The 26,545-nt window shown below is 56.1% G+C and carries 22 protein-coding genes; 17 read left to right on the forward strand and 5 right to left on the reverse strand.

The genetic code is table 11. The annotated features are described in order from the left end of the window. The first annotated feature begins 8 nt into the window (after positions 1-8). From gldL to CIK95_RS09595, 5 genes are all read left to right on the forward strand, one after another. Positions 9-857: a gliding motility protein GldL gene (gene gldL, locus CIK95_RS09575; protein WP_094385610.1), complete on the forward strand. Its 849-nt coding sequence runs from the start codon at positions 9-11 to the stop codon at positions 855-857. 18 nt (positions 858-875) lie between these two features. Beyond that, on the forward strand, positions 876-2,420 hold the full coding sequence (gldM, locus tag CIK95_RS09580; RefSeq protein ID WP_094466883.1) for a gliding motility protein GldM: 1,545 nt from the start codon (positions 876-878) through the stop codon (positions 2,418-2,420). Between the two features lie 15 nt (positions 2,421-2,435). Next, positions 2,436-3,470, forward strand: coding sequence for a gliding motility protein GldN (gene gldN / locus CIK95_RS09585; RefSeq protein ID WP_094385605.1), 1,035 nt, complete (start codon positions 2,436-2,438; stop codon positions 3,468-3,470). A 429-nt stretch (positions 3,471-3,899) separates the two neighbouring features. Then, complete coding sequence (locus tag CIK95_RS09590) at positions 3,900-4,841, forward strand: ORF6N domain-containing protein (RefSeq protein ID WP_094466892.1); 942 nt, start codon at positions 3,900-3,902, stop codon at positions 4,839-4,841. 139 nt (positions 4,842-4,980) lie between these two features. Next, positions 4,981-5,595 (forward strand): porin family protein, encoded by a 615-nt coding sequence (locus CIK95_RS09595; RefSeq protein WP_022310393.1) that lies wholly within the window; start codon positions 4,981-4,983, stop codon positions 5,593-5,595. Positions 5,596-5,739: 144 nt separating this feature from the next. On the opposite strand, the gene CIK95_RS09600 is transcribed toward CIK95_RS09595, so the two are convergent. Continuing rightward, the gene (locus CIK95_RS09600) at positions 5,740-7,533 is read right to left on the reverse strand and encodes an aminopeptidase P family protein (RefSeq protein WP_094466884.1); all 1,794 of its coding nucleotides are present in this window, start codon (positions 7,531-7,533) and stop codon (positions 5,740-5,742) included. Between the two features lie 246 nt (positions 7,534-7,779). On the opposite strand from CIK95_RS09600, the gene CIK95_RS09605 reads away from it, so the two are divergent. The 10 genes from CIK95_RS09605 to rodA all read left to right on the forward strand — a co-directional run bounded on the left by CIK95_RS09605 (position 7,780) and on the right by rodA (position 20,550). Continuing rightward, positions 7,780-8,790, forward strand: a complete 1,011-nt coding sequence (locus CIK95_RS09605; RefSeq protein ID WP_094385601.1) for a malate dehydrogenase — start codon at positions 7,780-7,782, stop codon at positions 8,788-8,790. A gap of 644 nt (positions 8,791-9,434) precedes the next feature. After that, entirely contained in the window at positions 9,435-10,283 is an 849-nt protein-coding gene (locus CIK95_RS09610; protein WP_094466885.1) for a DUF3737 family protein, read from the forward strand. Between the two features lie 7 nt (positions 10,284-10,290). Further along, complete coding sequence (locus CIK95_RS09615) at positions 10,291-11,490, forward strand: MalY/PatB family protein (protein WP_094466886.1); 1,200 nt, start codon at positions 10,291-10,293, stop codon at positions 11,488-11,490. Positions 11,491-11,589: 99 nt separating this feature from the next. Further along, positions 11,590-14,103, forward strand: a complete 2,514-nt coding sequence (locus CIK95_RS09620) for a glycoside hydrolase family 31 protein (protein WP_094466887.1) — start codon at positions 11,590-11,592, stop codon at positions 14,101-14,103. Positions 14,104-14,223: 120 nt separating this feature from the next. Beyond that, positions 14,224-14,817, forward strand: coding sequence for an IMP cyclohydrolase (locus CIK95_RS09625; RefSeq protein ID WP_094385592.1), 594 nt, complete (start codon positions 14,224-14,226; stop codon positions 14,815-14,817). A gap of 38 nt (positions 14,818-14,855) precedes the next feature. Continuing rightward, positions 14,856-15,878: a rod shape-determining protein gene (locus CIK95_RS09630; protein WP_022310401.1), complete on the forward strand. Its 1,023-nt coding sequence runs from the start codon at positions 14,856-14,858 to the stop codon at positions 15,876-15,878. A gap of 5 nt (positions 15,879-15,883) precedes the next feature. Further along, positions 15,884-16,750, forward strand: coding sequence for a rod shape-determining protein MreC (mreC, locus tag CIK95_RS09635; protein WP_022310402.1), 867 nt, complete (start codon positions 15,884-15,886; stop codon positions 16,748-16,750). A 1-nt stretch (position 16,751) separates the two neighbouring features. Then, entirely contained in the window at positions 16,752-17,252 is a 501-nt protein-coding gene (gene mreD, locus CIK95_RS09640) for a rod shape-determining protein MreD (protein ID WP_094385590.1), read from the forward strand. Continuing rightward, a complete protein-coding gene (mrdA, locus tag CIK95_RS09645; RefSeq protein ID WP_094388085.1) occupies positions 17,253-19,103 on the forward strand; it encodes a penicillin-binding protein 2 in 1,851 nt (616 codons plus the stop codon). After that, on the forward strand, positions 19,084-20,550 hold the full coding sequence (gene rodA / locus CIK95_RS09650; protein WP_094388086.1) for a rod shape-determining protein RodA: 1,467 nt from the start codon (positions 19,084-19,086) through the stop codon (positions 20,548-20,550). The genes mrdA and rodA overlap by 20 nt, the downstream gene beginning before the upstream one ends. A gap of 293 nt (positions 20,551-20,843) precedes the next feature. Here the strand turns inward: rodA and CIK95_RS09655 are convergent, their stop codons facing one another. The 4 genes from CIK95_RS09655 to CIK95_RS09670 are packed head-to-tail and all read right to left on the reverse strand — an operon-like array spanning position 20,844 to position 24,753. Next, on the reverse strand, positions 20,844-21,302 hold the full coding sequence (locus CIK95_RS09655; RefSeq protein WP_094466888.1) for a gliding motility lipoprotein GldH: 459 nt from the start codon (positions 21,300-21,302) through the stop codon (positions 20,844-20,846). After that, a complete protein-coding gene (locus CIK95_RS09660; RefSeq protein ID WP_094466889.1) occupies positions 21,299-22,654 on the reverse strand; it encodes a regulatory iron-sulfur-containing complex subunit RicT in 1,356 nt (451 codons plus the stop codon). The genes CIK95_RS09655 and CIK95_RS09660 overlap by 4 nt, the downstream gene beginning before the upstream one ends. A gap of 48 nt (positions 22,655-22,702) precedes the next feature. Continuing rightward, positions 22,703-23,800 carry a DNA polymerase III subunit delta gene (locus CIK95_RS09665; protein ID WP_094466890.1) on the reverse strand — a complete coding sequence of 366 codons (1,098 nt, stop codon included), beginning with the start codon at positions 23,798-23,800 and terminating at the stop codon, positions 22,703-22,705. Then, entirely contained in the window at positions 23,797-24,753 is a 957-nt protein-coding gene (locus CIK95_RS09670; RefSeq protein WP_094466891.1) for a methylenetetrahydrofolate reductase, read from the reverse strand. The genes CIK95_RS09665 and CIK95_RS09670 overlap by 4 nt, the downstream gene beginning before the upstream one ends. Positions 24,754-24,860: 107 nt before the next feature. Between CIK95_RS09670 and CIK95_RS12895 the strand changes: the two genes are divergently transcribed. Together CIK95_RS12895 and CIK95_RS09675 are read left to right on the forward strand one after the other, a co-directional pair. Beyond that, positions 24,861-25,178: a hypothetical protein gene (locus tag CIK95_RS12895; protein ID WP_144007798.1), complete on the forward strand. Its 318-nt coding sequence runs from the start codon at positions 24,861-24,863 to the stop codon at positions 25,176-25,178. A 99-nt stretch (positions 25,179-25,277) separates the two neighbouring features. Continuing rightward, positions 25,278-26,096 (forward strand): alpha/beta hydrolase family protein, encoded by an 819-nt coding sequence (locus CIK95_RS09675; protein ID WP_094385575.1) that lies wholly within the window; start codon positions 25,278-25,280, stop codon positions 26,094-26,096. The last annotated feature ends 449 nt before the right edge of the window (positions 26,097-26,545 follow it).

Genomic DNA, 26,545 nt, shown 5'->3' on the forward strand with positions numbered 1-26,545 from the left:
CATTCATTATGGCTGAATATAGCAAATACAATATCGTCTACCGTCTGCAGAAGTGGATGGATAGCGTTCCCGGACAGACCTTCCTCAACTATGCCTATAGCTGGGGAGCGTCTATCGTTATCTTTGGTACCCTCTGTAAGCTCACCCACCTTCCTGGAGCCAACTTCTGGCTGTTCTTGGGTATGGGTACCGAGGTGTTCGTGTTCTTCATCTCTGCTTTTGACCGTCCCTTTGACAAGACCGCCGATGGCCGCGACCTCCCCACCCATGTCGAAGACGCCGAGGAGGATGAGGATGGCGCCGAGGCGACCGACCATGTGACGATGCAGGCTCCCCAGGCCGTGATTATCGGTGGCTCGGGAGTGATTCATGCGGGCGGAGGCGTGGCTGTGGGTCAACCCGGTGGCGCTGCCTGCCAACCCGCCGCAGCTGCTGACGGTCTGCAACCCTCGGGCAGCGTACAGATAGTGGGCGGCTCGGCTGCAGGCGTAGTAGGGCAGAGCGTGGTGACACCGGTAGTCACCGGCACCGCCGAAAACGAAGAGATGGTTCAGGCCCAGAGCGACTATGTAGCCGAGCTCAAGCGCCTCGTTGAGACCCTGGGCAAGGTCAATGAGCAGAGTTCCCGCCTTGCCACCGACAGCCTGGAGATGGAGAACCTCAACCGCACCCTCACTGGCATCAGCCGAGTCTATGAGATGCAGCTCAAGAGCGCCAGCCAGCAGATTAGCACCATCGACCAGATTAATGAGCAAAGCAAGAAGATGGCCCAGCAGATAGAGCAGCTCAACCAGATTTACAGCCGCATGATAGAGGCCATGACCCTAAATATGCAGACCCGCAACCCCGGTCAGTAATCTAACGATACACCACTGATGGCAATCAAGAAGAAACAGATAACCCCGCGCCAGAAGATGATCAATCTGATGTATGTCATCCTCATGGCCATGCTGGCACTCAATATCTCCACCGAGGTGCTCAACGGTTTCTCTATCGTCGAGGAGAGCATCAACCGCACCACCGCCAATTCGGCCGAGGAAAACAGTGCCCTCTATGCGCGCTTTGAACAGCAGATGAAGACCAACCCGGAGAAGGTGAGCCAGTGGTTTGCCAAAGCCATGGCGGTCAAGCAGATGAGCGACTCTCTCTATGCTTTCTCCCAGCAGCTCAAGGAGCAGATTGTGGCCGAGGCCGACGGCAAGGACGCCGACCTGGCTAACATCAAGAACAAGGACAATCTCGAGGCTGCAAGCCATGTGATGCTTGCGCCCATCACCGGTAAGGGCGGTGCCCTGTTTGCTGCCATCAACCATTACCGGGAGCGCATCCTTACGATGGTGACCGACGAGCGCCAGCGCAAGATTATCAGCAGCAACCTTACTACCCAGCTCCCCCGTGGCGCCCACGCTATGGGCAAGAACTGGCAGCAGTATATGTTTGAGAATATGCCTGTGGCGGCAGCCGTCACCATGCTCTCCAAGTTGCAGAGCGACGTGCGCTACGCCGAGGGAGAGGTGCTTCATACGCTCGTTTCCAACATCGACCTCAAGGATATCCGCGTCAACAGGCTTGAGGCTTTTGTCATCCCCGAGTCCAAGACCGTCATCAGCGGCGACGCCTTCGATGCCCGCATCGTGATGGCGGCGGTAGATACCACCATGACACCCGAGATATATGTGGGCGGCCGCCGCATTACTGGCAACAACTACCGCTTCACAGCCAGCGGCGTGGGTGAGCACTCCTTCGCCGGATACATCACCATGCGCAATGGCAACGGCGGCCTTATCCGCCGCGACTTTACGCAGAAGTACAACGTGGTGGCGCCCAGTGCCACCGTCTCTGCCGACCTCATGAACGTGCTCTATGCCGGCTATGAAAACCCCATCAGTATCAGCATCCCCGGCGTAGCCCTCAACGAGGTCCAGGCATCCATGACTGGCGGTGCCTTCCATTCCGTGGGCATGGGTCGATATATCGCCAAACCCTCAGCCGTGGGCAGCGATGTGACCATCACCGTCAGTGCGCGCAAGGGCAATGCCATCCGCCAGATGGGCAAGTTCACCTTCCACGTGCGCAAGCTCCCCGACCCGATGGCCTACCTCGTCATCGGCACCGACCGCTACAAGGGTGGCGGCCTGTCCAAGTCTGCGCTGATGGGCATCGACCGCATCCATGCCGCCATCGACGACGGACTGCTCGACATCCCCTTCCGCGTGGTAAGTTTCGAGACCGTCTTCTTCGACAATATGGGCAACGCCGTGCCAATAGCCTCCAACGGAGCCCGGTTCTCCGAGCGTCAGCGCGAAACCTTCCGCCGCCTCTCCCGCAACCGCCGCTTCTACATCCGAGGCGTCAAGGCCGTGGGCCCCGATGGCATCACGCGCACGCTGTCTTACCCCATGGAGGTCATCGTCAAATAAGAAAACAATGCAACAATGAAGAAAATATTATTTATCCTTCTCGTCGGAATGATGGCTGTCCATGCGACCGCCCAGCCCGCCAAACGCAAAGCCGAGCAGAAGGCTGCTGCCACCACCAGCGGCGCCATCTCTACCCGAGCCCAGATTTCCTTCCCTGTGCAGACTCGCATGGCAGAAGATGTCGTGTGGCGCCGCGATATCTATCGCGAGCTCGACCTCCACGACGACGCCAACGCCAGCCTCTACTACCCTGTAGAGCCTATGGGCAACCAGGTCAACCTCTTCACCTACATCTTCAAGCTCATGATGACCGGCAACATCAAGGCCTACGAGTACCGGCTTGACGGAAACGAGGTCTTCAACGAGGCTGCCCAGGTCAAGCTCAAGGCATTCCTCGACAATTACCATATATTCTACGAGAAGACCAACCGGGGCATCTATATCGACAACAGCGATATCCCCTCGCGCGAGGTCACCGCTTACTATCTCAAGGAGTGCGTCTACTACGACCAGACCACAGCCTCCTTCCACACCCAAGTGCTGGCGCTGTGCCCCATCATGAAGCGTGAAGACGATTTCGGCGACAATGCCACGTCCTATCCCCTCTTCTGGGTCAAGTACGACGACCTGGCACCTTTCCTGGTCAAGCAGACCGTGATGACGAGCAATCTCAACAACGCCGCCGTGATGAGCATGGACGATTACTTTGCCAAAAACATGTACCGCGGCAAGATTTACAAGACCAACAATATGCTCGGCAAGACTCTGGCTCAGTACTGTCCCACCGACTCAGCCCTCTCCAAGGAGCAGAAGCGTATAGAGAAGGAGATCGTGGACTTCGAGCAGAACCTCTGGGGCGACAAGGCCCGCAAAGACTCGCTCGACAGCATCGCCAAGGCCAACAAGGATGTCAAGCCCGTCAAGAAGGGCCGCCGCGCATCGTCTTCGACTTCCGTGCGCAACAAGACCGTAAAGTCCAAGACCCGCTCCACCTCTTCGCGTTCGTCATCCTCGGCAGCGCGTGTCACCGTGCGTCGTCAGCGTCACTGATTGTAGCCAGCACTTGTTATTGGACGAAGAAGGACATTCGTCCCTCTCTGCTCCGATAATGATAGCCACGCCATCTATTTGTGCGCAATTGGAACGTGATTAAATATCATCCCGATTGCAGTCACTACGGAAACGGTATATATAATAAGTTGTAAGCCCCAGGCGCATAAAACGGCAGAACAGATGACTGCCGAAGATAGGGAAGTGATAGGTTCGCGCCGCAAGGGATATTCCTTTCGTGATGTGGCGAAACAGGGTTGTACATACAGTGCAGCGAGCGAAGCGATTACTACACGGGCAATTACCGCAATAGACTTGACTTTACGTTCTTTTCAAAGTAAAGGTTTTGTGATAGTCGTTTAAGGGGTAAAAGCTATGCTTGCACTATTAAGCACTACGTTTGAGATCACAAATTGTGATTTTGAAGATATGACAGATATAAAAGAAAAGATAGAGGACGGCGAACTGGTCACAAATTGTGACCAGATGGTTGTCGTGGATAATATAGAGTCTCTAATAAAGGTGATTAGAGGACAACAGGTTATGCTTGACAAAGATATAGCAATGCTATATGGTGTGGAGACAAGAACTTTGAACCAAGCAGTCAAACGTAATATTCAGAGGTTCCCTTCTGATTTTAGGTTTCAGTTGTCAATGGAGGAATGTTCAAAATCACAAATTGTGACTTTGAACGCTGGACGAGGACAGAATATAAAGAAATTACCTTTTGCCTTTACAGAGCAGGGCGTGGCGATGCTTAGCAGTGTTCTCCGTTCCAAAACAGCCATTGAGGTCAATATCCAAATCATGCGGGCCTTTGTCTCCATGCGCCATTTCATGACAACCAACGCTTCTGTGTTCAGTCGCTTGGAAACGATTGAGTACCATCAATTGGAAATGCAGCAACATCAGCAAGAAGCGGACAAACGCATAGACGAGGTATTTCGCCGATTGGATGAGGGCAATGCGAAGCCGAAGCAAGGAGTGTTCTACAACGGACAGATTTATGATGCCTATACATTCGTGTCCGACTTGATTAAGAGTGCGAAGAAGCGTATAGTCCTTGTCGACAACTATGTTGACGAGACTGTACTTACATTGCTCGATAAAAGAGATGAAGGTGTATCTGCGGTCATCTATACCCAGCAGATTAGTCGTCAGTTCCAGCTTGACATAGACCGTCATAATGCTCAATATGTACCGATTGATGTTGAAGTGTTCCGTTTATCGCACGACTGCTTCCTTTGTATAGACGATGATGTATATCATATAGGAGCCTCTATCAAGGACTTGGGCAAAAAGTGGTTTGGTTTCTCTAAAATGGAGATACTTACACCAGATGAATTGGTAGAAAAAATCAATAGAGAGTAAGACTCTGCTATGTGTAAAGCCAAATCTATGATATGATAGATTTGAGGATTAAAAGTTTATTGCTTGCGTGGTTGTACACTTGAGTTATCCGTAATGCAGTTTAATAAGAGATACAATAACCAATTAAATACAAACGACAATGAAAAAGAAACTATTTGCAACCCTGATGCTCTTGGCCTTTGTGGCTATAGGCAGCGCCAATGCACAGATTAAGTTCGGTGTCAAGGGCGGTATCAATATGTCCGAGTTCTCCGTCAAGGGCAATGTACTCGACAAGTCCAACAATATCGGCTTCTATCTTGGCCCCACCGCTAAGGTCTCTCTGCCCCTCACGGGCCTCGGCATCGACGTCTCAGCCCTCTACAACCAGTATTCTGCCGATGTTACCGTAGAACGTGGCAACGAGCAGATTGTCCGCGACCAGGCTACGCTCACTGTCAAGCAGATTGCCATCCCTATCAACCTGCGTTATGGAATAGGCTTGGGCAGTCTGGCCAGCATCTATGCCTTTGCAGGTCCACAGTTTGCCTTCAATATGGCCGACGACATCCAGAGTATCGACTGGAAGTGGAAGAATACGTACATGAGCTTCAACATCGGAGCCGGCGTGTCGCTGATGAGCCATCTCGCGTTCAACCTCAACTACAACTTCGGTTGCGGCAAGTCGGGTGAGACCGGTGCCGGCGATGTGGTGCGCAGCGCCTTCAACGCCAAGAGCAGCGCCTGGCAGCTGGGCATGACTTATTACTTCTAAGTCCACGCCCGCACGACAGCCCCTTTGTCCTCTGCTCCTGCCGAGGTTTGCCTCGGGGCGTCCGCGCTGTCGGTTACGACAAATGATATAGCCCGAAGTCCGTCATCTACGGTCTTCGGGCTTTCTGTTTCTATTTCTGCGCGATTAGTCTATCGCTGCCGTAGCCTCTGCGAGCCACTGGCGCTCGTCGTCGGCCAGATGCGGTGCCAGCTCTTCATACACGCGGCGGTGGTAGTCGTTGAGCCATTCCACCTCATTGTCGTCGAGCAGCCAGCGGTCTATCACCGTGGTGTCGATGGGGCAGAGCGTGAGCGATTCCATACGTAGGAAATTGCCACACTCGGTGCTGTCGCCACCGACGATGAGCAGCACGTTCTCGATGCGCACTCCAAAGCGGCCGGCGAGATAGACGCCCGGTTCGTCGGTGATGGTCATGCCCGCCTTGAGCGCCGTGGGCACATACTCCATACGTATCTGCTGCGGGCCTTCATGCACACAGAGATGCGCACCCACGCCGTGGCCCGTACCATGCAGGTAGTTGTAGCCGCGGCTCCACAGCACGCTGCGCGCTATGGCGTCTATCTGCGTGCCGTTGGCACCTGCCGGAAACTGAGCCATCTCCAGTCGTATGTGAGCCTTGAGTACCAGCGTGTACACCAGTCTCTGCTCCTCGCTCACGGGTCCCAGCGGTATGGTGCGGGTAATGTCGGTGGTACCGCAGTCGTATTGGGCGCCACAGTCGAGTAGCAGCAGCCCCTCGGGACGCAGTTCGACGTCGCTGTCGGCTGTCGGCTCATAGTGTACGATGGCGCCGTGACTCTCATAGGCAGCTATGGTCTCAAAGCTCTTCTCCACATACGCAGGGTCTTCGCTGCGCAGCGCCGTGAGCTTGTCGTCCACGCCCATTTCGGTCACTCCGCCCTTTGCCACTGCCGGCTTTATCCACTTGAGCAGCCTCACCATCGCCACGCCGTCGCTCACCATAGCCTGGCGGAAGCCCGCTGTCTCAGCCTCGTTCTTCACCGCCTTCATCAGCGGAATGGGCGATGGCGCATAGATTACCTGTGTGCGGCTGGGCACGTAGCGCGGCATGAGCGCAGTCGTCTCGTTGCCGTCCATCAGTATCGAGTATTCGAAATATTGTGCCAGTCCTTCACCTATCTTATTATATGGGCGCAGCTCCACGCCATTGTCGTTGAGATACTCCTTGACCTCGTCGCTCACGCGGCTGCACTCCGTAAACAGGGTGGCGCCCCTCGATGCGATGAGCAGATAGGCTATGAACACTGGGTTGCACTCTATATCGGCCCCGCGCAGATTGAGCGTCCAGGCTATGTCGTCGAGCGCCGATACCAACATGCCGTCGGCGTGTACCGCTGCCAGCCTGCGCCTTATCGCCGTCAACTTGTCAGCAGCCGTTGTCCCTGCCCATTCCATCGGGTGCTTCCTTATCGGTTTCTGTGGCAGCGCGGGTCGGTCTGTCCATATCCGGCTCATCGGGTCGAGGTTGGTGCGCAGTGTGATGCCACCCTGCTTGCGCAGCGCCATCGTCATCGCCTGCACCGTGTTGTATGTGCTTGTCGAGCCGTCTATGGCCACCGTGGCACCGCTCTTCTCAGCCAGTTCGGCGCCCAGCCACTCGGTTATCGACGGAGTTCCCTCCATGCGCAGCCGCATCAGCTGGTACTCGGTGCCATCGAGCTGCTCTTCGGCTTGCAGGAAGTAGCGCGAGTCGGTCCATAGCGCGGCACTCTTCATGGTGACCACGGCGGTGCCTGCCGACCCCGTAAACCCGCTTATCCACTCGCGGCTTTTCCAGTGGTCTGCTATATATTCTCCGTTGTGCGCGTCGCTGCTCGGGATGATGAATGCGTCTATCTTTTCTCGCTCCATCAGCTCGCGCAGCCGCTCTATTCTGTTTTCTATCATCTCTTTCATCTCTATTTTGCTAATTGGACATGACAAAGGTAAAAGTTTTAAGAATTAATCACAAAAGAAATTGCGATTAAATGACATTTGTCATTCTTTTTTTCGTAATTTTGCAGATGATAGCAGCTCGAGGCGACCGCTGCCCTTACTCCGATGCATCTCCAGATTGCATTTGGGTAGCCGGGAGTGACGATTGGCTCCGTCAAGCTGCAGGATAAAAGACAGAACGAATCACTTATAATTAATATTATAGTTATGGAATTTTTAACTAATGACAAACTCGTCATCGTCGGCGCAGCCGGCATGATTGGCTCCAACATGGTGCAGACAGCACTCATGCTCAGACTTACTCCCAACATTTGTCTTTACGACGTATTCTCAGCTGAAGGCGTAGCCGAGGAAATGCGTCAGTGCGGATTTGACGATGCCAACATCGTATCTACCACTGACCCCAAGGAAGCCTTCACTGGCGCTAAGTATATCATCTCTTCAGGTGGCGCACCCCGTAAGGAGGGCATGACACGTGAAGACCTGCTCGTAGGCAACTCTAAGGCTGCCGAGGAGCTTGGCCAGAACATCAAGAAGTTCTGCCCCGACGCCAAGTTCTGCGTGGTTATCTTCAACCCCGCCGACATCACCGGCCTCGTAACTCTCGTTCACTCTGGTCTGAAGCCCAACCAGGTTGCTACACTTGCTGCCCTCGACTCTACTCGTCTCAAGGGTGCGCTGGCCAAGCACTTCGGCGTAAGCCAGGCTGTCATCGAGAACGCCTACACCTATGGTGGCCACGGCGAGAAGATGGCTGTCTTCGCTTCTCCTACCACTGTCGACGGCGTCAAGCTGCTCGACGTGATTGCTGGCAAGGCTACTGTCAACGGTAAGGGTCTTACCGCTGAGGAGTGGGCTACCATGCAGAAGGAAGTTACCCAGGGTGGTGCCAAGATTATCGAGCTCCGTCGCCGCAGCTCATTCCAGAGCCCCTCTTACCTCGCTGTCAAGATGATCGAGGCTGCTATGGGTGGCGAAGAGTTCACTTATCCCGCCGGTACTTATGCCGACACAGCCCGTTACAACCACGTGATGATGGCTATGCCTACCCGCATCACCAGCGACGGTGTCTACACCAAGCCAGTTATGGGTACAGCCGACGAGATTGCTGCTCTCGACGCTTCTTACAACCACCTCGCCGGTATGCGCGACCAGGTGATTGCTCTCGGTGCTCTGCCTCCAGTAGAGAAGTGGTCTGAGATCAACCCCAACCTTTAATACGGTTTTATAGTTATTAATACATGGCTCCAGTCCGGGTTTGTTCCCGAGGCTGGAGCCTTTATTTTGCCCCTGCGTGCGGTCGCCACGGTGGCTGTCTGCCCGAGCGCCCGCCAGAGGCTAATCGGCATCGGCGTGAGCGCTGTGAAGAGTATGGCGATGACCTCCTGTGCCGAGGCTGCGCGCGCTGGTGGTGTGGAGCGTATCGATAGCTGTTGTGTATCAGGTGTCTGTGGCGGTAGAGAACGCCCTTGCTGGCTCGTATCAATAGTTACGAGCCCTCGTGCCTATTGATACGAAGGCTCGTTTCGTAAGTCACGAGCCCACGTGCCTGTTGATACGAGCCGGCAGAGGTGGTCAGGGGCACCGCGGCAGCTATTTCGGGAGTAGCGGTAACAAGTTCCGTATTCGGGGTAGGGCACAGGACGATGATTGTGCGTACCTTTGTCGCTGTCCGACAGGTCGGTGCCAGCGTCTGGCCGATGCCTGTCCGCGCGAGAGTGGCGGGCGTGGCTCCGCCGCTGAAGGCGGTGCCGCCGGGGTGTCTTCTCTAATATTTATTAAAACCGATGAAGAAACTCCCGACAATCGTGGCATAAGTGTACGAAAGTTAGTATTTTTGTAGGTAAATAATAATATCCACTATGAATCTGATTAAGGATAAAGAATTTGGCGGCGAGCGTCCGCTGTTTGGTCTGAGCGACACGCGGCTCGAGCATATCACCATCACCGATGGCGAGTCGGGCATCAAGTTCTGTCGCAATATCGAGTGCGATGACTCCCGCTTCTATGGCAAATACCCCTGGTGGCACGTCGACGGCAGCCATATCACCAACTGCTATTTCGCGCCCGAGAGCCGCAGTGCCATCTGGTACTCCGACAACATGGTGATGGAAGACACGGTCATCGACGCGCCCAAGTTCTTCCGCGAGATGAGCAACCTCACCCTGCGCAACGTCATCCTCACCGATGCCGACGAGACCTTTTGGCGCGTGCGCGGTCTGAAGCTCTACAATGTCGAGCTCCACGATGGTACCTATCCCTTCATGTTCTCCGAAGACATCTACGTCGACGGCCTGAAGAGCGACTCCAAGTATGTCTTCCAGTACTGCCACAACGTGGAGATACACCATGCCCGCATTACGACCAAGGACAGTTTCTGGGAATGCGACAATGTGACCGTCTACGACTCCGAGCTCGACGGCGAGTATCTGGGTTGGCACAGCAGCAATGTGCGTCTGGTGCGCTGCCACATCAGTGGCGAGCAGCCCCTCTGCTACATGGACCACGTGACCCTCGAAGACTGTACTTTCGACGCCGCCTGCGACCGTGCCTTTGAAGACAGCTCCCACATCGACGCCCGCATCAGCGGCGCCATCACCGAGGTCAAGAACCCCGTGAGCGGACACATCGTCGCCGACCGCATAGACCGCATCACCTACGACGACTATGCCCGTGGCCACGACTGCCGTATAGAAACAACCAAACAATAAAGATACAATGGCAACATTTGATTTTGACCATGCCCCCGAGCGTCTCGGTACCCGCTGTGTGAAGTGGGACAGCATAGGCGAGGGCGAGCTGCCCATGTGGGTGGCCGATATGGACTTCGAGGTGGCTCCCGCCATACGCCAGGCTGTGGAGCGCCGCGCCGCCCATCCCGTCTATGGCTACACCTTCACCGACGACAGCTACTACGACGCCGTCATCAACTGGTTTGACCGCCGCCACCAGTGGCACATCGACCGTAGCTGGATACTCCACACCCCCGGTGTGGTGGCAGCCATGAGCTGTGCTATCAAGGCGCTCACCCTGCCCGGTCAGCAGGTGGTTATCCTCACCCCCGTCTACAACTGCTTCTTCTCGTCGATACGCAACTGCGGCTGCGAGGCTTCAGAGTGTGAGCTCAAGCGCGAGGGCGACAGCTATGTCATCGACTACGACGACCTGGAGCGTCGCTGTGCCGACGAGCGCGCCGCCGTGCTGCTCTTCTGCAACCCCCACAACCCCGCCGGCCGCGTGTGGCGCCGCGACGAGCTTGAGCGCGTGAGCGACATCTGTCGCCGCCATCATGTGCGCGTCATCGCCGACGAGATACACTGCGAGCTCGTGATGCCCGGCTATGAGTATACGCCCTTTGCGTCGCTCTCTGACGAGACATCGGCCATCACCGTGACCCTCAACTCGCCCTCCAAGTCGTTCAACACCGCCGGACTGATGCAGTCCAACGTCATCTGCAGCGACATAGAGATGCGCCGTCGCGTAGACCGCGTCATCAACATCTTCGAGGTGTGCGAGGTCAACCCCTTCGGTCCCGACGCGCTCGTGGCAGCCTACAACGAGAGCGAGGAGTGGCTCGACGAGCTCAACCGCTACCTCTACGACAACTACCTGGAGCTGAAGCGCTTCTTTGCCGAGTATATGCCCAAGATAGAAGTGCTCAAGCTCGAAGGCACCTACCTCGTGTGGGTAGATATCTCTGCCCTCGAGTTTACTTCAGATGAACTCGAAGCCAAACTCCGCGACGAGGGCAAGGTCTATCTCAACAGCGGCACCATGTACGGCCGTCGCGCCGGTCAGGGCTATATGCGTATCAACATTGCCTGTCCGCGCAGCCGCATGATAGACGGTCTCACGCGTATGGCCAAGGTGCTCGCGCCCTATATGGAAGACGACTGCGACATGGGGTGCCCCTCCTGAGCCGCGGCGCACGCCCTCTCTGGGGTGCGGCAGTCGTCATAGGCTGCCGCAACCTATACCTTATTATATATAGTACAATAAACAATCTGCAACACTATTATGAACATAAGCAAAACTGCTAAGGCGGCAGCGGCAGTGATAGCCGCCCTCATCGCCTTGCCCGCCACCGCCCAGAAGAACGTGGCTTACCAGGACAGCCATGTACGCATATCGCTCGTCACCGACGGCATGGCACGTATGGAGTACTCGCCCGACGGCCGATTTGAGGACGGACAGTCGCTCATGGCCATCAACCGCGACTACCCCGCCGTAGACTATACCACCCGTGACCGTGGCAAGACCGTCGAGATAACCACCCGCTGCATGGTCATCAAGTATACCAAGAGCCAGGGCCCGCTCGGCGACGGCAACCTGCTCATAACCTCGCCCAAACGCAAGGGAGTCAAGCCCTTTGCCTGGCGCCCCGGGCAGAAAGACACCCTCAATCTCAAGGGTACCTATCGCACCCTCGACGGATATGACGGCAATATGCGCGGCGACCAGCCCATGCCCATCGAGGACGGTCTGCTCTCGCGCAGCGGATGGACCTTCATCGACGACTCGCAGAACTATCTCTTCGACCATAGCGACTGGCAGTGGGTAAGCCACCGCCGCGAGGAAGGCAAAGCCCAGGACTGGTACTTCATGGCCTACGGCCACGACTATCGCAAGGCTCTGCGCGACTTTACCGTGGTCTCGGGCAAGATGGCGCTGCCTCCGCGCTATGCCTTCGGTTACTGGTGGTCGCGCTACTGGTGCTACACCGACAACGAACTGCGCCAGCTGGTAGACAACTTTGATACCTACAGCATCCCCCTCGATGTGCTGGTGGTCGACATGGACTGGCACTACACCGAGAAGGGCAAGGGCGCATGGACAGGCTATACCTGGAACCGCCGCCTCTTCCCCGACCCCAAGGGCTTCCTGCAGTGGGCTGGCTCGAAGCAGCTCAACGTGACCCTCAACCTGCATCCCGCCGACGGCATCAAACCCTACGAGGAACAATATCCCGCTATGGCGCGCTGGATGGGCATGAACCCCGACGAGAAGAAGGACATAGACTGGGCAGCGTCGGATAAACGGTTTATGGAGGGATGGTACAACACCGTGTTGCGCCCTATGGAGCGCGACGGAGTGAGCTTCTGGTGGTTAGACTGGCAGCAGGGACTCAACGACAAGGAGTTCCCACGGCTCGGCAACACCTGGTGGATAAACTATACCACCTTCACCGACATGGAGCGCCATCGCCAGGAGCGCCCGATGCTCTACCACCGCTGGGGCGGGCTGGGTAACCACCGCTACCAGATAGGCTTCTCGGGCGACGCCGTCATCAGCTGGAAATCGCTCGACTTCCAGCCCTACTTCAACGCCACCGCCTCCAACGTGCTCTATGGCTACTGGAGCCACGACATCGGCGGCCACATGAACGCCAACCGCATAGACCCCGAACTCTATATACGCTGGCTCCAGTTTGGTGCGCTGAGTCCCATCCTGCGTACCCACTCGACCAAGAGCTCCGCGCTCGACAAGGAACCGTGGGCCTTTGACCACCAGCACTTCAGCATCATCCGCAACACCATCCTCGAGCGCTACCGCATGGCTCCCTACATCTACACCATGGCACGCCGTGCCTACGACGAGGGTCTCTCGCTCTGCCGTCCGCTCTACTATGAGTGGCCCGAGAACGAGGAAGCCTACCAGGAGCGCAACAGCTATATGTTTGGCGACCAAATCCTGGTCAGCCCCATCACCCAGCCTATGGCAGACGGTGTGTCCCGCCACAAGGTGTGGCTCCCCGGCGGCAACGACTGGTATGAGGTGGCTACGGGCACGCTGCTCAAGGGCGGACAGCGCGTGGAGCGCAACTTCCACCTCGACGAGTACCCCATGTATGTCAAGGCGGGCGCCGTCATCCCCATGTATGACAAGGTGAAGAACCTGAAATCCAACGACGAGCCCATCGTGGTGACCGTCTACCCCGGCGGCAACGGCGAGTTCTCGATGTATGAGGACAACGGCAACGACAAGGCTTATGCCACCGCCTTTGCCCGCACCCGCATGACCCAGGAGGTCGAGGGCAACAAGCTCACCGTGAAGATAGGTCGTCGCGAGGGCAGCTATGAGGGCATGCCCGAGGCACGCAAGTACAGTGTGAAGATAGTGGCACGGGCTGTGCCAGAGCTGGTTGTGGTCAACGGCAAGCCCGCGGCGTTCGACTATGACGGCAACACGCTTACCGCCACCATAGCCATAGCCGACAGCGACCCCAACATCGAGAAGACAGTAGAGGTGACCTATGCCCCCGACGCCATCGATGTGGCCGACGGACTGATGGGCCAGATGCGCCGTATAGGGCAGAACAACTACAGGCTGAAGCGCCAGAAGGCCGGCATCGTCTTCGGCGAGGGACTCGGCACGATGGAGTCGACCGGTCGAGCCATCAGTTACTATCCCGACAGGATGAAAGAACTCGTGGCTGCCTTCCGTGCCAACTATCAGCGGCTGCCCCAGCTGCTCGACGCCAATGGTGTGACTGAGAAACAACGTGAAATCTATCTTCGCGCCACTTATTAGGAGTGAGCGTTTGATTTATCATAATTTTCAAGGTGGAAACTACAATTTCCACCTTGTTTATTTAAGTAATAGAGGATATTTTCGTAATTTTGCACGTAGTATCTAAAGCAACAAACAATTATGGCAGAAACAAGACAAATCAAGACAGCCCTCATCTCAGTGTTCCACAAAGACGGCCTGGATGAACTGTTGAAGAAACTCAATGAAGAAGGTGTGAAATTCTTGTCGACTGGCGGCACTCAGCAGTTCATCGAATCGCTGGGTTACGAGTGTGAGAAGGTAGAGAACGTGACCTCCTATCCCTCTATCCTCGGTGGCCGTGTGAAGACCCTCCATCCCAAGGTGTTCGGAGGTATACTGGCCCGTCGCGCCAATGAGGGCGACCAGGCACAGATGAAGGAATATGACATCCCCGCCATAGACCTGGTTGTAGTAGACCTCTATCCCTTTGAGCAGACCGTGGCAAGCGGCGCATCGGATGCCGACATCATCGAGAAGATAGACATCGGCGGCATCTCGCTCATCCGTGCCGGAGCCAAGAACTTCAATGACGTGGTCATCGTGCCCAGCAAGGCCGAGTATAGCGTGCTGCTCGATATCCTCAACAAGAAGGGTGCCCAGACCGACATCGAAGACCGCAAGATGCTGGCAGCCCGCGCCTTCGGCGTAAGCAGCCACTACGACACCGCCATCCATGAGTGGTTTGTCAAGTAACAACAACGATTATTTATAGCTATAAACGATTTTTATAAATGGGATTTTTTTCATTCATTCAGGAGATTGCGATGGACCTGGGAACGGCCAACACCATCATTATCAGTGATGATAAGATTGTGGTGGACGAACCATCGGTAGTCGCTCTCAACCGCATTGACGGCAAGATGATTGCCGTGGGCCAGAAGGCCAAGATGATGTACGAGAAGACTCACGACAACATCCGTACGGTGCGCCCCCTGCGCGACGGTGTGATTGCCGACTTCTCTGCCTGTGAGCAGATGATGCGTGGTCTTATCAAGATGGTACACTCTGGCAGCCGCCTCTTCTCGCCCTCACTGCGTATGGTAATCGGTGTGCCTTCGGGCTCTACCGAGGTTGAACTCCGTGCTGTCCGCGACAGTGCCGAGCATGCCGATGGCCGCGATGTCTATCTTATCTTTGAGCCTATGGCAGCCGCCATCGGTATCGGTATCGACGTTGAGGCTCCCGAGGGCAACATGATTGTCGACATCGGCGGTGGTAGCACCGAGATTGCCGTTATCTCTCTCGGTGGCATCGTCTCCAACAACTCTATCCGCGTGGCTGGCGATGACCTTACTTCCGACATTCAGGAGTACATGAGCCGTCAGCACAATGTGAAGGTGTCGGAACGTATGGCAGAGCGCATCAAGATACATGTGGGCTCGGCATTGACCGACCTGGGCGACGAGGCTCCGGAAGACTATGTGGTACATGGTCCTAACCGCATCACCGCACTGCCTATGGAGGTGCCTGTATGCTATCAGGAGATTGCCCACTGTCTCGACAAGACCGTGGCAAAGATTGAGAACGCCGTGCTCTCGGCTCTTGAGAACACTCCCCCCGAGCTCTATGCCGATATCGTGAAGAACGGTATCTATCTGAGCGGTGGCGGCGCCCTGCTGCGTGGTCTCGACCGTCGTCTTCAGGAGAAAATCAACATTCCTTTCCATATCGCCGAAGACCCGTTGCACAGTGTGGCACGCGGAGCTGGCATCGCGCTGAAGAATGTTGACAAGTTCTCGTTCCTGATGAGATAGTGCCAATGCGAAACCTGTTAGAGTTTCTCGGCAAGCATAACCATTGGTTTCTCTTCGTCCTATTCGAGATTATCGGACTGGTATGGCTTTTCCGCGGTCACACTTACCAGGGGAGCGTGTGGTTCTCCTCGGCCAATGTGGTGGCGGGAAAGCTCTATGAATGGGACTCTAAGGTGACGGCTTATTTCTCCCTGGGGGATATCAATGAGCAGCTCACTGCCCGCAACGTATATCTGGAGAGCCAGGTCAAGGTGCTCTCCGACCGGCTGGAACAGACTTCGGCCGACAGTACGCTGTTGGCTCAGGTCAAGGCTCAGTCGCTGGAGGGCTACAGACTCATTCCGGCCAAGGTAATCTCGAACACCATCTCAGAGAAAGACAATCTCATCACCATCGACAAGGGTGAGGCCGACGGGGTGAAGAAGGATATGGGCGTGGTAAGCGGCCACGGCGTGGTAGGCATCGTCTATCTCGCATCGGCCCACTACGCCGTCATCATCCCCGTGCTCAACCGCCAGTCAAACATCAGTTGTACCATCAAGGACCGCGGCTACTTCGGCTACCTCCACTGGGATGGCGGCTATACCGATATGGCGTATGTCGACGACGTGCCTCGCCACGCCCGTTTCCGCAAGGGCGACTACGTGGTAACCAGCGGTTACTCAGAGGTATTCCCTGCCGGTATCATGGTGGGGCAGGTCAAGTACGTGTTCAACTCGGCCGACGGACTTTCCTTCCGCTTGAAGGTAAAGCTCGCCACCGACTTTGGCAAGCTGCGCGACGTGTGTGTGGTCGACAACACTGAGCTTAGTGAGCGCATGCAGCTGCTCAACGCAGCCAAAGACTCCATCTTGCTCAAACAGAAAGATTAAAATGAAATACGGGATAGTCAAAGACATAATCTTATACGCGGTGATACTGCTGGTGCAGATATTGATACTTAATCATATCCATCTCTTCGGTGTCGCCACGCCCTTGCTCTATGTCTATCTTATCATGCTCCTTAAGCGTAACTGCCCCCGATGGGCACTGCTGCTCATTGCTTTTGTCATGGGCGTCATCGTAGACATATTCTCCGACACGTCGGGAATAGCCACCGTCAGCATGACGCTGATTGGCTTTGTCCGCCCCTACATCCTCATGCCGCTGTTGAGCCGTGAGGCTGAGGAGGATATGGCTCCGACGATGGAAAACCTGGGCACGGCGCGCTTCTTCTATTACACTCTGATAGTGGTGACCATCTACTGCCTCGTATTCTTTACTCTGGAGGCGTTCTGCTTCTACAACTGGCCCCAATGGCTGGCCTGCGCGTTGTCGAGCACCATCCTCACCACAATGCTGATACTGGTAATCGAAAACGCAAGGAAGCTGTAAATGAAAGACTTCAACCTGGAGAACCGGCGCTTCGTCATCGGAGGCGTGGCCGTCGTCATTGTCGTGGTTTACATCATCCGCCTATTCACGCTGCAGCTGATGAGCGATGACTACAAGCGCAATGCCGACAGTAACGCTTTCCTCAAGAAGATAGACTATCCCTCGCGTGGTGTCATCTACGACCGCAACGGCAATCTGCTGGTCTACAACCAGCCTGCCTATGACATCATGGTGGTGATGAACGAAGAGAAGGGCCATATCGATACCCTCGAGTTCTGTCAGGCGCTGGGTATCACCAAGGAGTTTTTCATCCGTCGTATGAACGACATCAAGGACCGCAGCAAGAACCCCGGCTATTCGCGGTTTACCCAGCAACTGTTCTTGTCGCAGCTCTCTGACCAGGAGTTCAGTATGTTCCGGGAGAAGATGTTCCGCTTCCCCGGTTTCTATGTGCAGAAGCGCAGCATCCGTCAGTACCAGTATCCCAATGCAGCCCACGTCCTGGGCGATGTGGCAGAGGTCTCTGAGGCCAATATTGAGGACGATGACTACTATCAGGCTGGCGACTACATCGGCAAGCAGGGTGTGGAGAAATCGTATGAGAAACAGCTGCGTGGCGAGAAGGGTATACAGATTCTCCTGCGCGATGCCCACGGCCGCATCCAGGGTAGCTATCAGCATGGCCAGCTCGACCGCCGGCCTGTGGCTGGTAAAGACCTTACGCTCAGTATCGATATCAAGCTCCAAGCCTTGGGCGAGCGGTTGCTCGAGGGCAAGATAGGCTCTATCGTGGCCATCGAGCCTTCCACAGGCGAGGTGCTGTGCATGGTCTCTTCCCCCACTTACGACCCGCGCATCATGGTGGGTCGCCAGCGTGGCAAGAATCATCTCGCGCTGGCCCGCAACCCGTGGAAACCTCTGCTCAACCGTTCTACGATGGGCCAGTATCCTCCCGGCTCTACCTTCAAGACATCCCAGGCTCTTACCTATATGTCTGAGGGTATCATCACTCCCGCCACCTCTTTCCCCTGCCATCGCGGCTTCTATTACCGAGGTCTCCACGTTGGCTGCCACTCCCATGCGTCGCCCATCGCCATGATTAATGCTATCGGTACCTCCTGCAATGCTTACTTCTGCTGGGGCCTCTACCACATGGTGGGCAACCGGCGTAAGTACGCCAACAGTGCTGCTGCCCTTGACGTGTGGCGCGATTACATGAAGAGTATGGGATTTGGTTATCGGCTCGGTATTGACTTGCCCGGCGAGAAGCGAGGGTTCATCCCCAACGGTATGTTCTATGACAAGGCTTACCATGGTGCATGGAACGGCCTTACAGTTATCAGTATTTCCATTGGGCAGGGTGAAGTCAACCTTACACCGCTCCAAATCGCCAACCTCGGTGCCACTATCGCCAACAGAGGTTATTACTATACCCCCCACGTGGTGCGCAAGGTGGCTGGAGAGCCCCTCGACACCGCCTTCACTCGTCGCCATTACACCAAAGCAAGTCGCCGCGCTTACGAATATGTCGTTGCCGGCATGCGAGCTTCGGTCCTCCGAGGTACGAGCCGTTCGATGAACCGTGCCGACTATGAAGCCTGCGGTAAGACGGGTACTGCGCAGAACAGAGGTCATGACCACTCCGTTTTCATGGGCTTCGCGCCGATGAACGACCCGCGTATAGCCATTGCCGTGTATGTCGAGAACGGTGGATGGGGTGCCGACTATGGTGTGCCCATTGGCGACCTGATGATGGAACAATATATTAAGGGAAAACTGTCGCCTGCGTCGGAAGCCAAGGCCGCAGTATTCCAGAAGAAACGTATAGCTTATGGTTCAAGCAATAGATAACAATCAGGGCGTGTTTCGCTCTCTGGACAAGTGGACGGTGTTCATCTACGTGGCGCTGCTCGTCTTCGGATGGATAAGTGTCTGCGGAGCCAGCTATACCTATGGCTCGACCGATATATTCAGCATGGGCTCGCGCTCGGGTATGCAGATCGTGTGGATAGGTACCTCCTTAGCGTTGGGATTTGTCATCCTGATGACCGACTCGCGCATGTACGACACCTTTGCCTACGTCATCTATGGTGTGCTGCTCTTGCTGCTGTTTGTGACTATCTTCAACCCTCACGAAATCAAGGGCTCGCGCTCGTGGCTTGTCCTTGGACCGCTGCGATTGCAGCCGGCCGAGTTTGCCAAGTTCGCCACGGCGCTCGCGGTGTCCAAGCTCATGAGCAGTTATGGCTTTGACATCCACCGATGGCGCCACTTCGCGATGGCGATTGGCGTGGTGGTGCTACCGATGCTCTTCATCGTCGGGCAGAAGGAGACTGGCTCGGCGCTGGTTTACCTCTCGTTTTTCCTGATGTTCTACCGCGAAGGCATGCAGGGCAGCATCCTCTTTTCGGGTGTGGCGATGGTCATCTATTTTGTCGTCGGCATCAAGTACGAGAACGTGATGCTCATGGACACCCCCACCTCGGTGGGCAAGTATGTCGTCCTGCTGTTGGCGCAGATTTTCACTACCGGCATGGTCGCCTCCTACTGCAAGTCGCCCAAGACCGTGCGCATCATGGCCATAGCCGTGGCTTCCACCACCCTCATAGCCACCCTCGCAGCCCGCTTCATCGTAGCCTTCGACATCGTGTGGATACAGCTTGCCACCATCGTCGCCATGGCGATTTTCCTCATCTATCAGGGGCTTTCCACCCGCATCCGCAGCTTCTTCTACATCTCGCTGTTCTGTATCGGCTCGGTGCTTTTCTTCTACTCTGCCGACTATATGCTCAACGATGTGATGAAGCCCCACCAGCGTGTGCGCATCAATGTGCTCTTGGGACTCGAGGAAGACCTCTCCGGAGCCGGTTACAATGTCCATCAGAGTGAGATAGCGATAGGTTCAGGCGGACTCAAGGGCAAAGGCTTCCTCAACGGAACCCAGACCAAGCTCAAGTACGTGCCCGAGCAAGACACCGACTTCATCTTCTGCACCGTGGGCGAGGAAGAGGGCTTTGTAGGGTCGGCAGGTGTGCTGCTGCTCTTTCTCGCGCTCATCCTGCGGCTTATCCACTTGGCCGAGCGGCAGACCTTCAAGTTCGGACGCATCTATGGCTACTGTGTGCTGAGTGTCTTCCTCTTCCATGTGTTTATCAATGTGGGCATGGTGCTTGGCCTTACCCCCGTCATCGGCATCCCCTTGCCCTTCTTCAGTTACGGCGGTTCGTCGTTGTGGGGCTTTACCATCCTCCTGTTTATCTTCCTCCGCATCGATGCCGCCCGCAACCAGCGTGTTTAGGCTTACAAAATAAAAACCAACGGTCCCCCTCTCCGGTTACCGTTGGTTTTGTCTTATCTGTTGTCGGCTTTCTTTCCGCCGCTTTGGTCTTCCCGAGCCGGGGACTTGTGCCCCTGCCAGCCGGCACTCACTCCCGTCCCCTATATATAATAAGGTGTAGCCCCGATTGCTTGTCCATCCGATGGAATTGCTTGTCCATCCGATGGAATTGCTTATCCATTCGGCAGAATTGCCCAACCGTCCTGACGGAACTGCTTATCCGCCTGACAGAACTGCTTCCGCCGCCAGAGGATTTACTCCATCCGTCTGACGGAGATACCCACGTCGCTCACACCCGGCAGAATGTCGCGCTTCATGTCGTGGCGCACGGTGATGTGCATGCTGTCGTTGGCGTTGAGCCTCAGTCTGCGCACCTCGGTGTTGTATTCAAAGCAACTTATGCCGCCCGTCTTCTGCGTGCTGTTGGTCTTCACCAGTCGGCAGTCGAGCGTATCTCTCAGCGTGGTGCCTTCGGGCAGAATGGTCTGGTCTACGATGAGCGTGATGGCGACGAAGGGGAAGTCGTAGTCGGTGCGCAGCCCCAGTTCTACGAGGTAGTCGCCCGCCTGAGCCATCTTTGCCACGTCGTAGCACAGGGTGTCGTTGCGCTCCCATCCCTCCAGCGACGTGTGGCGGTAGGTGTCATACACCTTGCCGTCGCATGCCGTGAGTATCATCATCACGATGCCTGTCAGAAGCCCCAGATTTCTCATTCCTCCTTATTGTTCTTAGGCGCGTTCTGCTGTCTGTCCCTGTTGCCTTGACGACGCTGACCCTGTTGGCGGCGATTGTCCTGGCGGTTGCGCTTCTGGCCGTCGCGACCTTGCTTCTGGCCGTCGCGGTTCTGGTTCTGGCCCTCGCGCCCCTTGTTGTGCTCGTCGCGGTTCTGGTTCTGGGCGTCCCCCTGTTTGGGTTCCTGACCCTGCTGTTGCTTTCCGCCCTGCTGCTGTTTCTGGTTGCCGTTGCCCTTGGGCTTGTTGCCGCCTTTGCGCTTGCGCTTGCTGCGGTCAAATCGGCTGATGTCGGCGTCTTCGAGCAGGTCGAGCGACTTCTTTTCCACCTTTGCGGTGCCGTCTTCGAGCAGACTCAGCGGCTTTTCGCCCTGCTTGTTCATCTCGATGATAGCGTGAGCCCTCTCGGCGCTGATGGCCTCCAGATTGGCTGCCAGGTTCTTGTCGGTCGAGTAGGTGATGAGCCCCGCCAGCACGTCGGTCTTGAACTGATAGTAGTCGTTGTCCTTGGTCTGCAGCACAGCGTCCTTGGCGGGCATCTTGCGGTTGGCCTCTACATAGTCGTCTATCTCGTAGTTCATGCAGCACTTGAGCTTGGCACACATACCCGCCAGCTTCTGCGGGTTGAGCGAGATGCCTTGGTATCGGGCAGCGTTGGTGCTCACGCTTACGAAGTTCTTCATCCATGTGGCGCAGCAGAGCTCCCTTCCGCAGGGACCCGTTCCGCCGATGCGTCCAGCCTCCTGACGCGCACCTATCTGCTTCATCTCGATGCGCACGTGGAAGGTCTCTGCCAGCACCTTGATGAGCTGGCGGAAGTCTACGCGCTCGTCGGCGATGTAGTAGAATATGGCCTTGTTGCCGTCGCCTTGATATTCCACGTCGCCTATCTTCATCTGGAGCCCCAGGTCTTTGGCTATCTGTCGGCTCTGTATCATGGTGCCGTGCTCGCGGCTCTTTGCCTCGCGATACTTGTCCATGTCGATGGGCTTGGCGATGCGGTAGATGCGGCGTATGTCATCTGCCGACTTCAGGTTGGCCTTCTTCAGCTGCAGCTTTACCAGTCTGCCGGTGAGGGTCACCACTCCGATGTCGTGGCCGGGGTTTGCCTCTACCGCCACGGTGTCGCCCTTCTTCAGTTCCAGGTTGTTCACGTTGTGGTAGTAGCCCTTGCGGGTGTTCTTGAACTGTACTTCCACCAGGTCAGTCTCCTCGTCGTTGCCGGGGATGTCTGCCAGCCAGTCATAGGTATTGAGCTGGTTGTCCTGGCGGCCGCAGCCACAGCAACTCAGACCTCTATCGGTGTCGCAGCAGAGTTTATATTTGTTACTCATTGTCTCGTTTTTGCTTTTTATGGGTTTATATATGGTGTCACTTACGACTTATTTCTGTTTCAACAGCATAATCATGTTGAGGGCCAGGTCAAACATCACGATTTTGGGCGTGACGTTCTGGCCTATCTCTTTCATCGATTTCTCCAGCTCTTCGGCTATCCCTATCACGTTGTGCTCGTTGACGAAGGGCGCGAAGTTGCGGGCGAACGCCTCTTCCTGCGCCGTCATATAGCAGAGGTCGGCGTTGTGGAAGTTGTACATGAAGTTCTCTCTCGTCATGCGGCTGAAGTATGCCAGCATGCGGCGCTGCTTTTCGCGTCCCAGCTGCGCCACATCCTCGCTCCAGGTCTTCAGGTCCTTGATGTTGCGCATATAGGCCAGTCGCATGAGCGTCTTGAAGAGTTCCAGCATCTCGGCGTTTTCGTTGTCGGCGTCCAGCGCCTCGAGGGCTCTGAGCCAGCTGCCACTGGCCAAGTGGGCTATGCGCTTGGCGTCGTCGTCGGCTATGCCCCTCTTCTCGGTGAGCGCCTGCTCGATGTCGTGGTCTTCGATGCGCTTCATGTCTATGCGCTGCACGCGGCTGCGAATGGTCTCGAGCAGCTTGTCGGGCTCGTCGCTCACGAGCAGGAACACCGTCTGCATGGGCGGTTCCTCGAGCAGCTTGAGTATCTTGTTGGCGCAGACCACGTTCATGCGTTCGGGCAGCCAGATGATGACCACCTTGTAGCCGCCTTGGCTCGACTTGAGGCTCAGCTTGCGTATCAGCGCCTCGCTCTCTGCCTCAAATATCACCGCCTGCTGGTTGGCCACCTTGATGCGCTTCAGCCAGCGGTCCATGGTGAAGTAGGGGCTCGCCAGGAGCATGTCGCGCCATTCCCTCACAAAGTCGTCGCACACCACCTTGGTCTCGCTGGTGGCGCCGGCGGGCTTGACGATGGGGAAGCTGAAGTGCAGGTCGGGGTGCTCCCACTTCTTGAGCATGGCGCTTTCGCCCAGCAGATAGGAGGCCAGCGCCAGCGCCATAGCCATCTTGCCGCAGCCGTCGGGGCCGCAGAACATGAGCGCGTGGGGCAGCCTGTGCTCCTCTGCCATCTGCATGAGACGCTTCTTGGTCTCCTTCTGTCCTATTACCTCGTCAAATGTCATATCAGTCGTCTCGTTACCTCAGCCACGCTGTCCACTGCCGACACCGTGTAGAAGTGTATATTGTTGATACCATGGGCGTAGAGCTCCTGGCACTGGTGTGTGGCCCACTCTATGCCCAGCTGCTTGGCGTCGTCGTCGGTCTTGCAGCGCTTCACTTCGGCTGCCAGCTCCTGGGGCAGGTCGCAGTGGAAGGTCTTGGGCACCACGGTGAGCTGCGAGAGCTTGGCGAGGGGCTTGATGCCGGGGATGATGGGGATGGTGATTCCCATGGCGCGCGCCTTGTCTACGTAGTCGAAGTACTTGCTGTTGCCGTAGAAGAGCTGGGTCACGGCATACTCGGCACCCATGTCCTGCTTCATCTTCAGATAGCCCATGTCCATCTCTATATTGGGTGCCTCTTCGTGCTTCTCGGGGTAGCACGCCACGCCATAGCCGAAGGGCGTGCCCGGCACCTTGATGGCGCTGCCGTCGGCAAAGTAGCCGCTGTTGAAGCGGTTTACCTGCTCTATCAGGTCGGTGGTGTGGGCGTGGCCGCCAGCCACGGGGGTAAACACGCGGTCGTCCTTGGCCTTGTCGCCACGCAGCAACAGCAGGTTTTCGATGCCCAGAAACTGGAGGTCCAGCAGCTCATACTCGATGTGCTCGATGGTGGCGCCGCTGCATATCACGTGGGGGATGACGGGGATGCCATACTTCTGCTGGATGGCGGCGGCTATCGCCACGGTACCGGGGCGGCGGCGTATGCGCATGCGCTCAAACTGGCCATTGTCCAGCTCGCGATACACATACTCGCTGTGGTGGGTGGTGATGTTGATATAGAGAGGGTCAAACTCTTTCAGCTTGTCGATAGTGGCAAAGAGCTTGCCCGTTCCCGTGCCCTTGAGTGGGGGCAGAACCTCGAACGAGAAGTTCTTCTTGTCTTTATGGATGTTGATGAGTTCTACAACTTTCATGATGATTTCTTGCAGTTAGATGGGGCGTGGTTATATATTTTGCAAAGTTAGTAAAAAAAAACAGCATACTCTTCGTTTTTAGCGGTTTTTCTCATACACTTCTTCCAATGATTTCCCTGCTCTCTGCCACTGCCGCCGCCTCCATCGCCGCTGCCGGTGGGGTAGGGCCCGTCGCCAGTGGCTCACCCGTGGCGTCGCCGGGGGACTCTGCTGCCGCCCTTGTCGCCGCCGGAGCCGCATTGGCTGGCTCGTATCATACGATACGTGGGCTCGTGCCTATTGTTACGTGCCCTCGTGTCATACGATACGTGCGCTCGTGTCTTCCGTTACGAGCCGGCAGCGTTGGTCTCCACGTGGCAGCACGTGGTGGCGGCGCCAGCATCTGGCTCCGCTCCTTTTCTTGTGTGCCCCTGGCCTCTTCGTGAGCGACATAATTGCCTCTGCCGGGGCAAAAAGTCGGCGTTTTGTTTGGTGCTTTCTCCGACTTGGACTACCTTTGCACCATACTAATATCATCAACGACAATGAAGAAACTCGCTATTATCAGTTTGTGCATGCTCCTGGCGCTAAGCGTCAAGGCAGGCAAGGTAGATACGGTGCTGGTACACAGCACGGTGATGAACAAGGATGTCAAGACGGTGGTCATCACACCCACCGAGACCAAGAAAAACCGCGACCAGCGCTATCCGGTGCTCTATCTGCTCCACGGCGCCACGGGCAACTGCAAGTATTATCTCGAGAAGGTCAAGGCCACGCTCCCCGAGATAGCCGACGAGAAGGGTATGATATTCGTCACCCCCGACGCGCTCAACTCGTGGTATATAGACAGCCCCATCAACAAGAACCTGCAGTACGAAACCTTCACCTCCAAGGAACTGGTCGAGTATATCGACAGCCACTATCGCACCATCGCCGACCGCAAGGGTCGCGCAGTGACGGGGCTGAGCATGGGTGGTCATGGCGCGCTCTATCTGGCGTTCCGCCACAAGGATGTCTATGGCGCCTGTGGCAGCATGAGTGGTGGTGTAGACTTCCGTGGCTTCCCGCAGAACTGGGAAATCAAGCGGTCGCTCGGCGAGATGGCTCACAACCGCAAGCGCTGGGATGCCCATGTGGTGGTCAATCAGATTGGCCGCATCCAGAACCATGACCTCGACATCATCATCGACTGTGGCGAGGGCGACTTCTTCCTCGAGTGCAACAAGTCGCTCCACGAGCGTCTGCTCGGCCGTGGCATCGACCACGATTTCATCCTGCGTCCCGGTGCCCACAATGCGCAGTATTGGCACAACAGCATAGACTATCAGCTCCTCTTCTTCCAGAAGTTCTTTGCGAAGAAGTAGGGGGATGAGAGGCTTTTCTGCCTTGGCAACTCTGTAGGAGTTGCCAAGGCTTGTGGCCTTTCCACCGTGGTTTTTTATCTGCTTGCCTCCACATGGGGCTGAAATAAACACAAAAAGCCGTGGGCACTGCTGGCGGCTTCGCCTTGGTGGTGCCGGTGGTGCCGACCGTCGGAAAACAAGTTTTCCTCCGTGTCGTCACCGCCATCACCACCGTCATGCGGTGCATGACGCCAGCAATGACCACGGTAAAAAAAGCCGCCGTTGGCGGTAAAAAAAGTCCGGCTGGCGCCGGTACAAAAACAACTGCTTGTAGAAGCCCCTCCCCGGCCCTCCCCAAGGGGCGGGAGCCCATTCTTGCTGTGTTTGAGGCGGTTTGGTGGGGCGCCCCCCCTTGGGGGGGGGTGGGGGGGGCTCTTTTTACCATCTGGAGCCGCCCAGGGAGGGTTAGG

Source organism: Prevotella sp. P5-108 (assembly GCF_002251385.1).
GTDB lineage: Bacteria > Bacteroidota > Bacteroidia > Bacteroidales > Bacteroidaceae > Prevotella.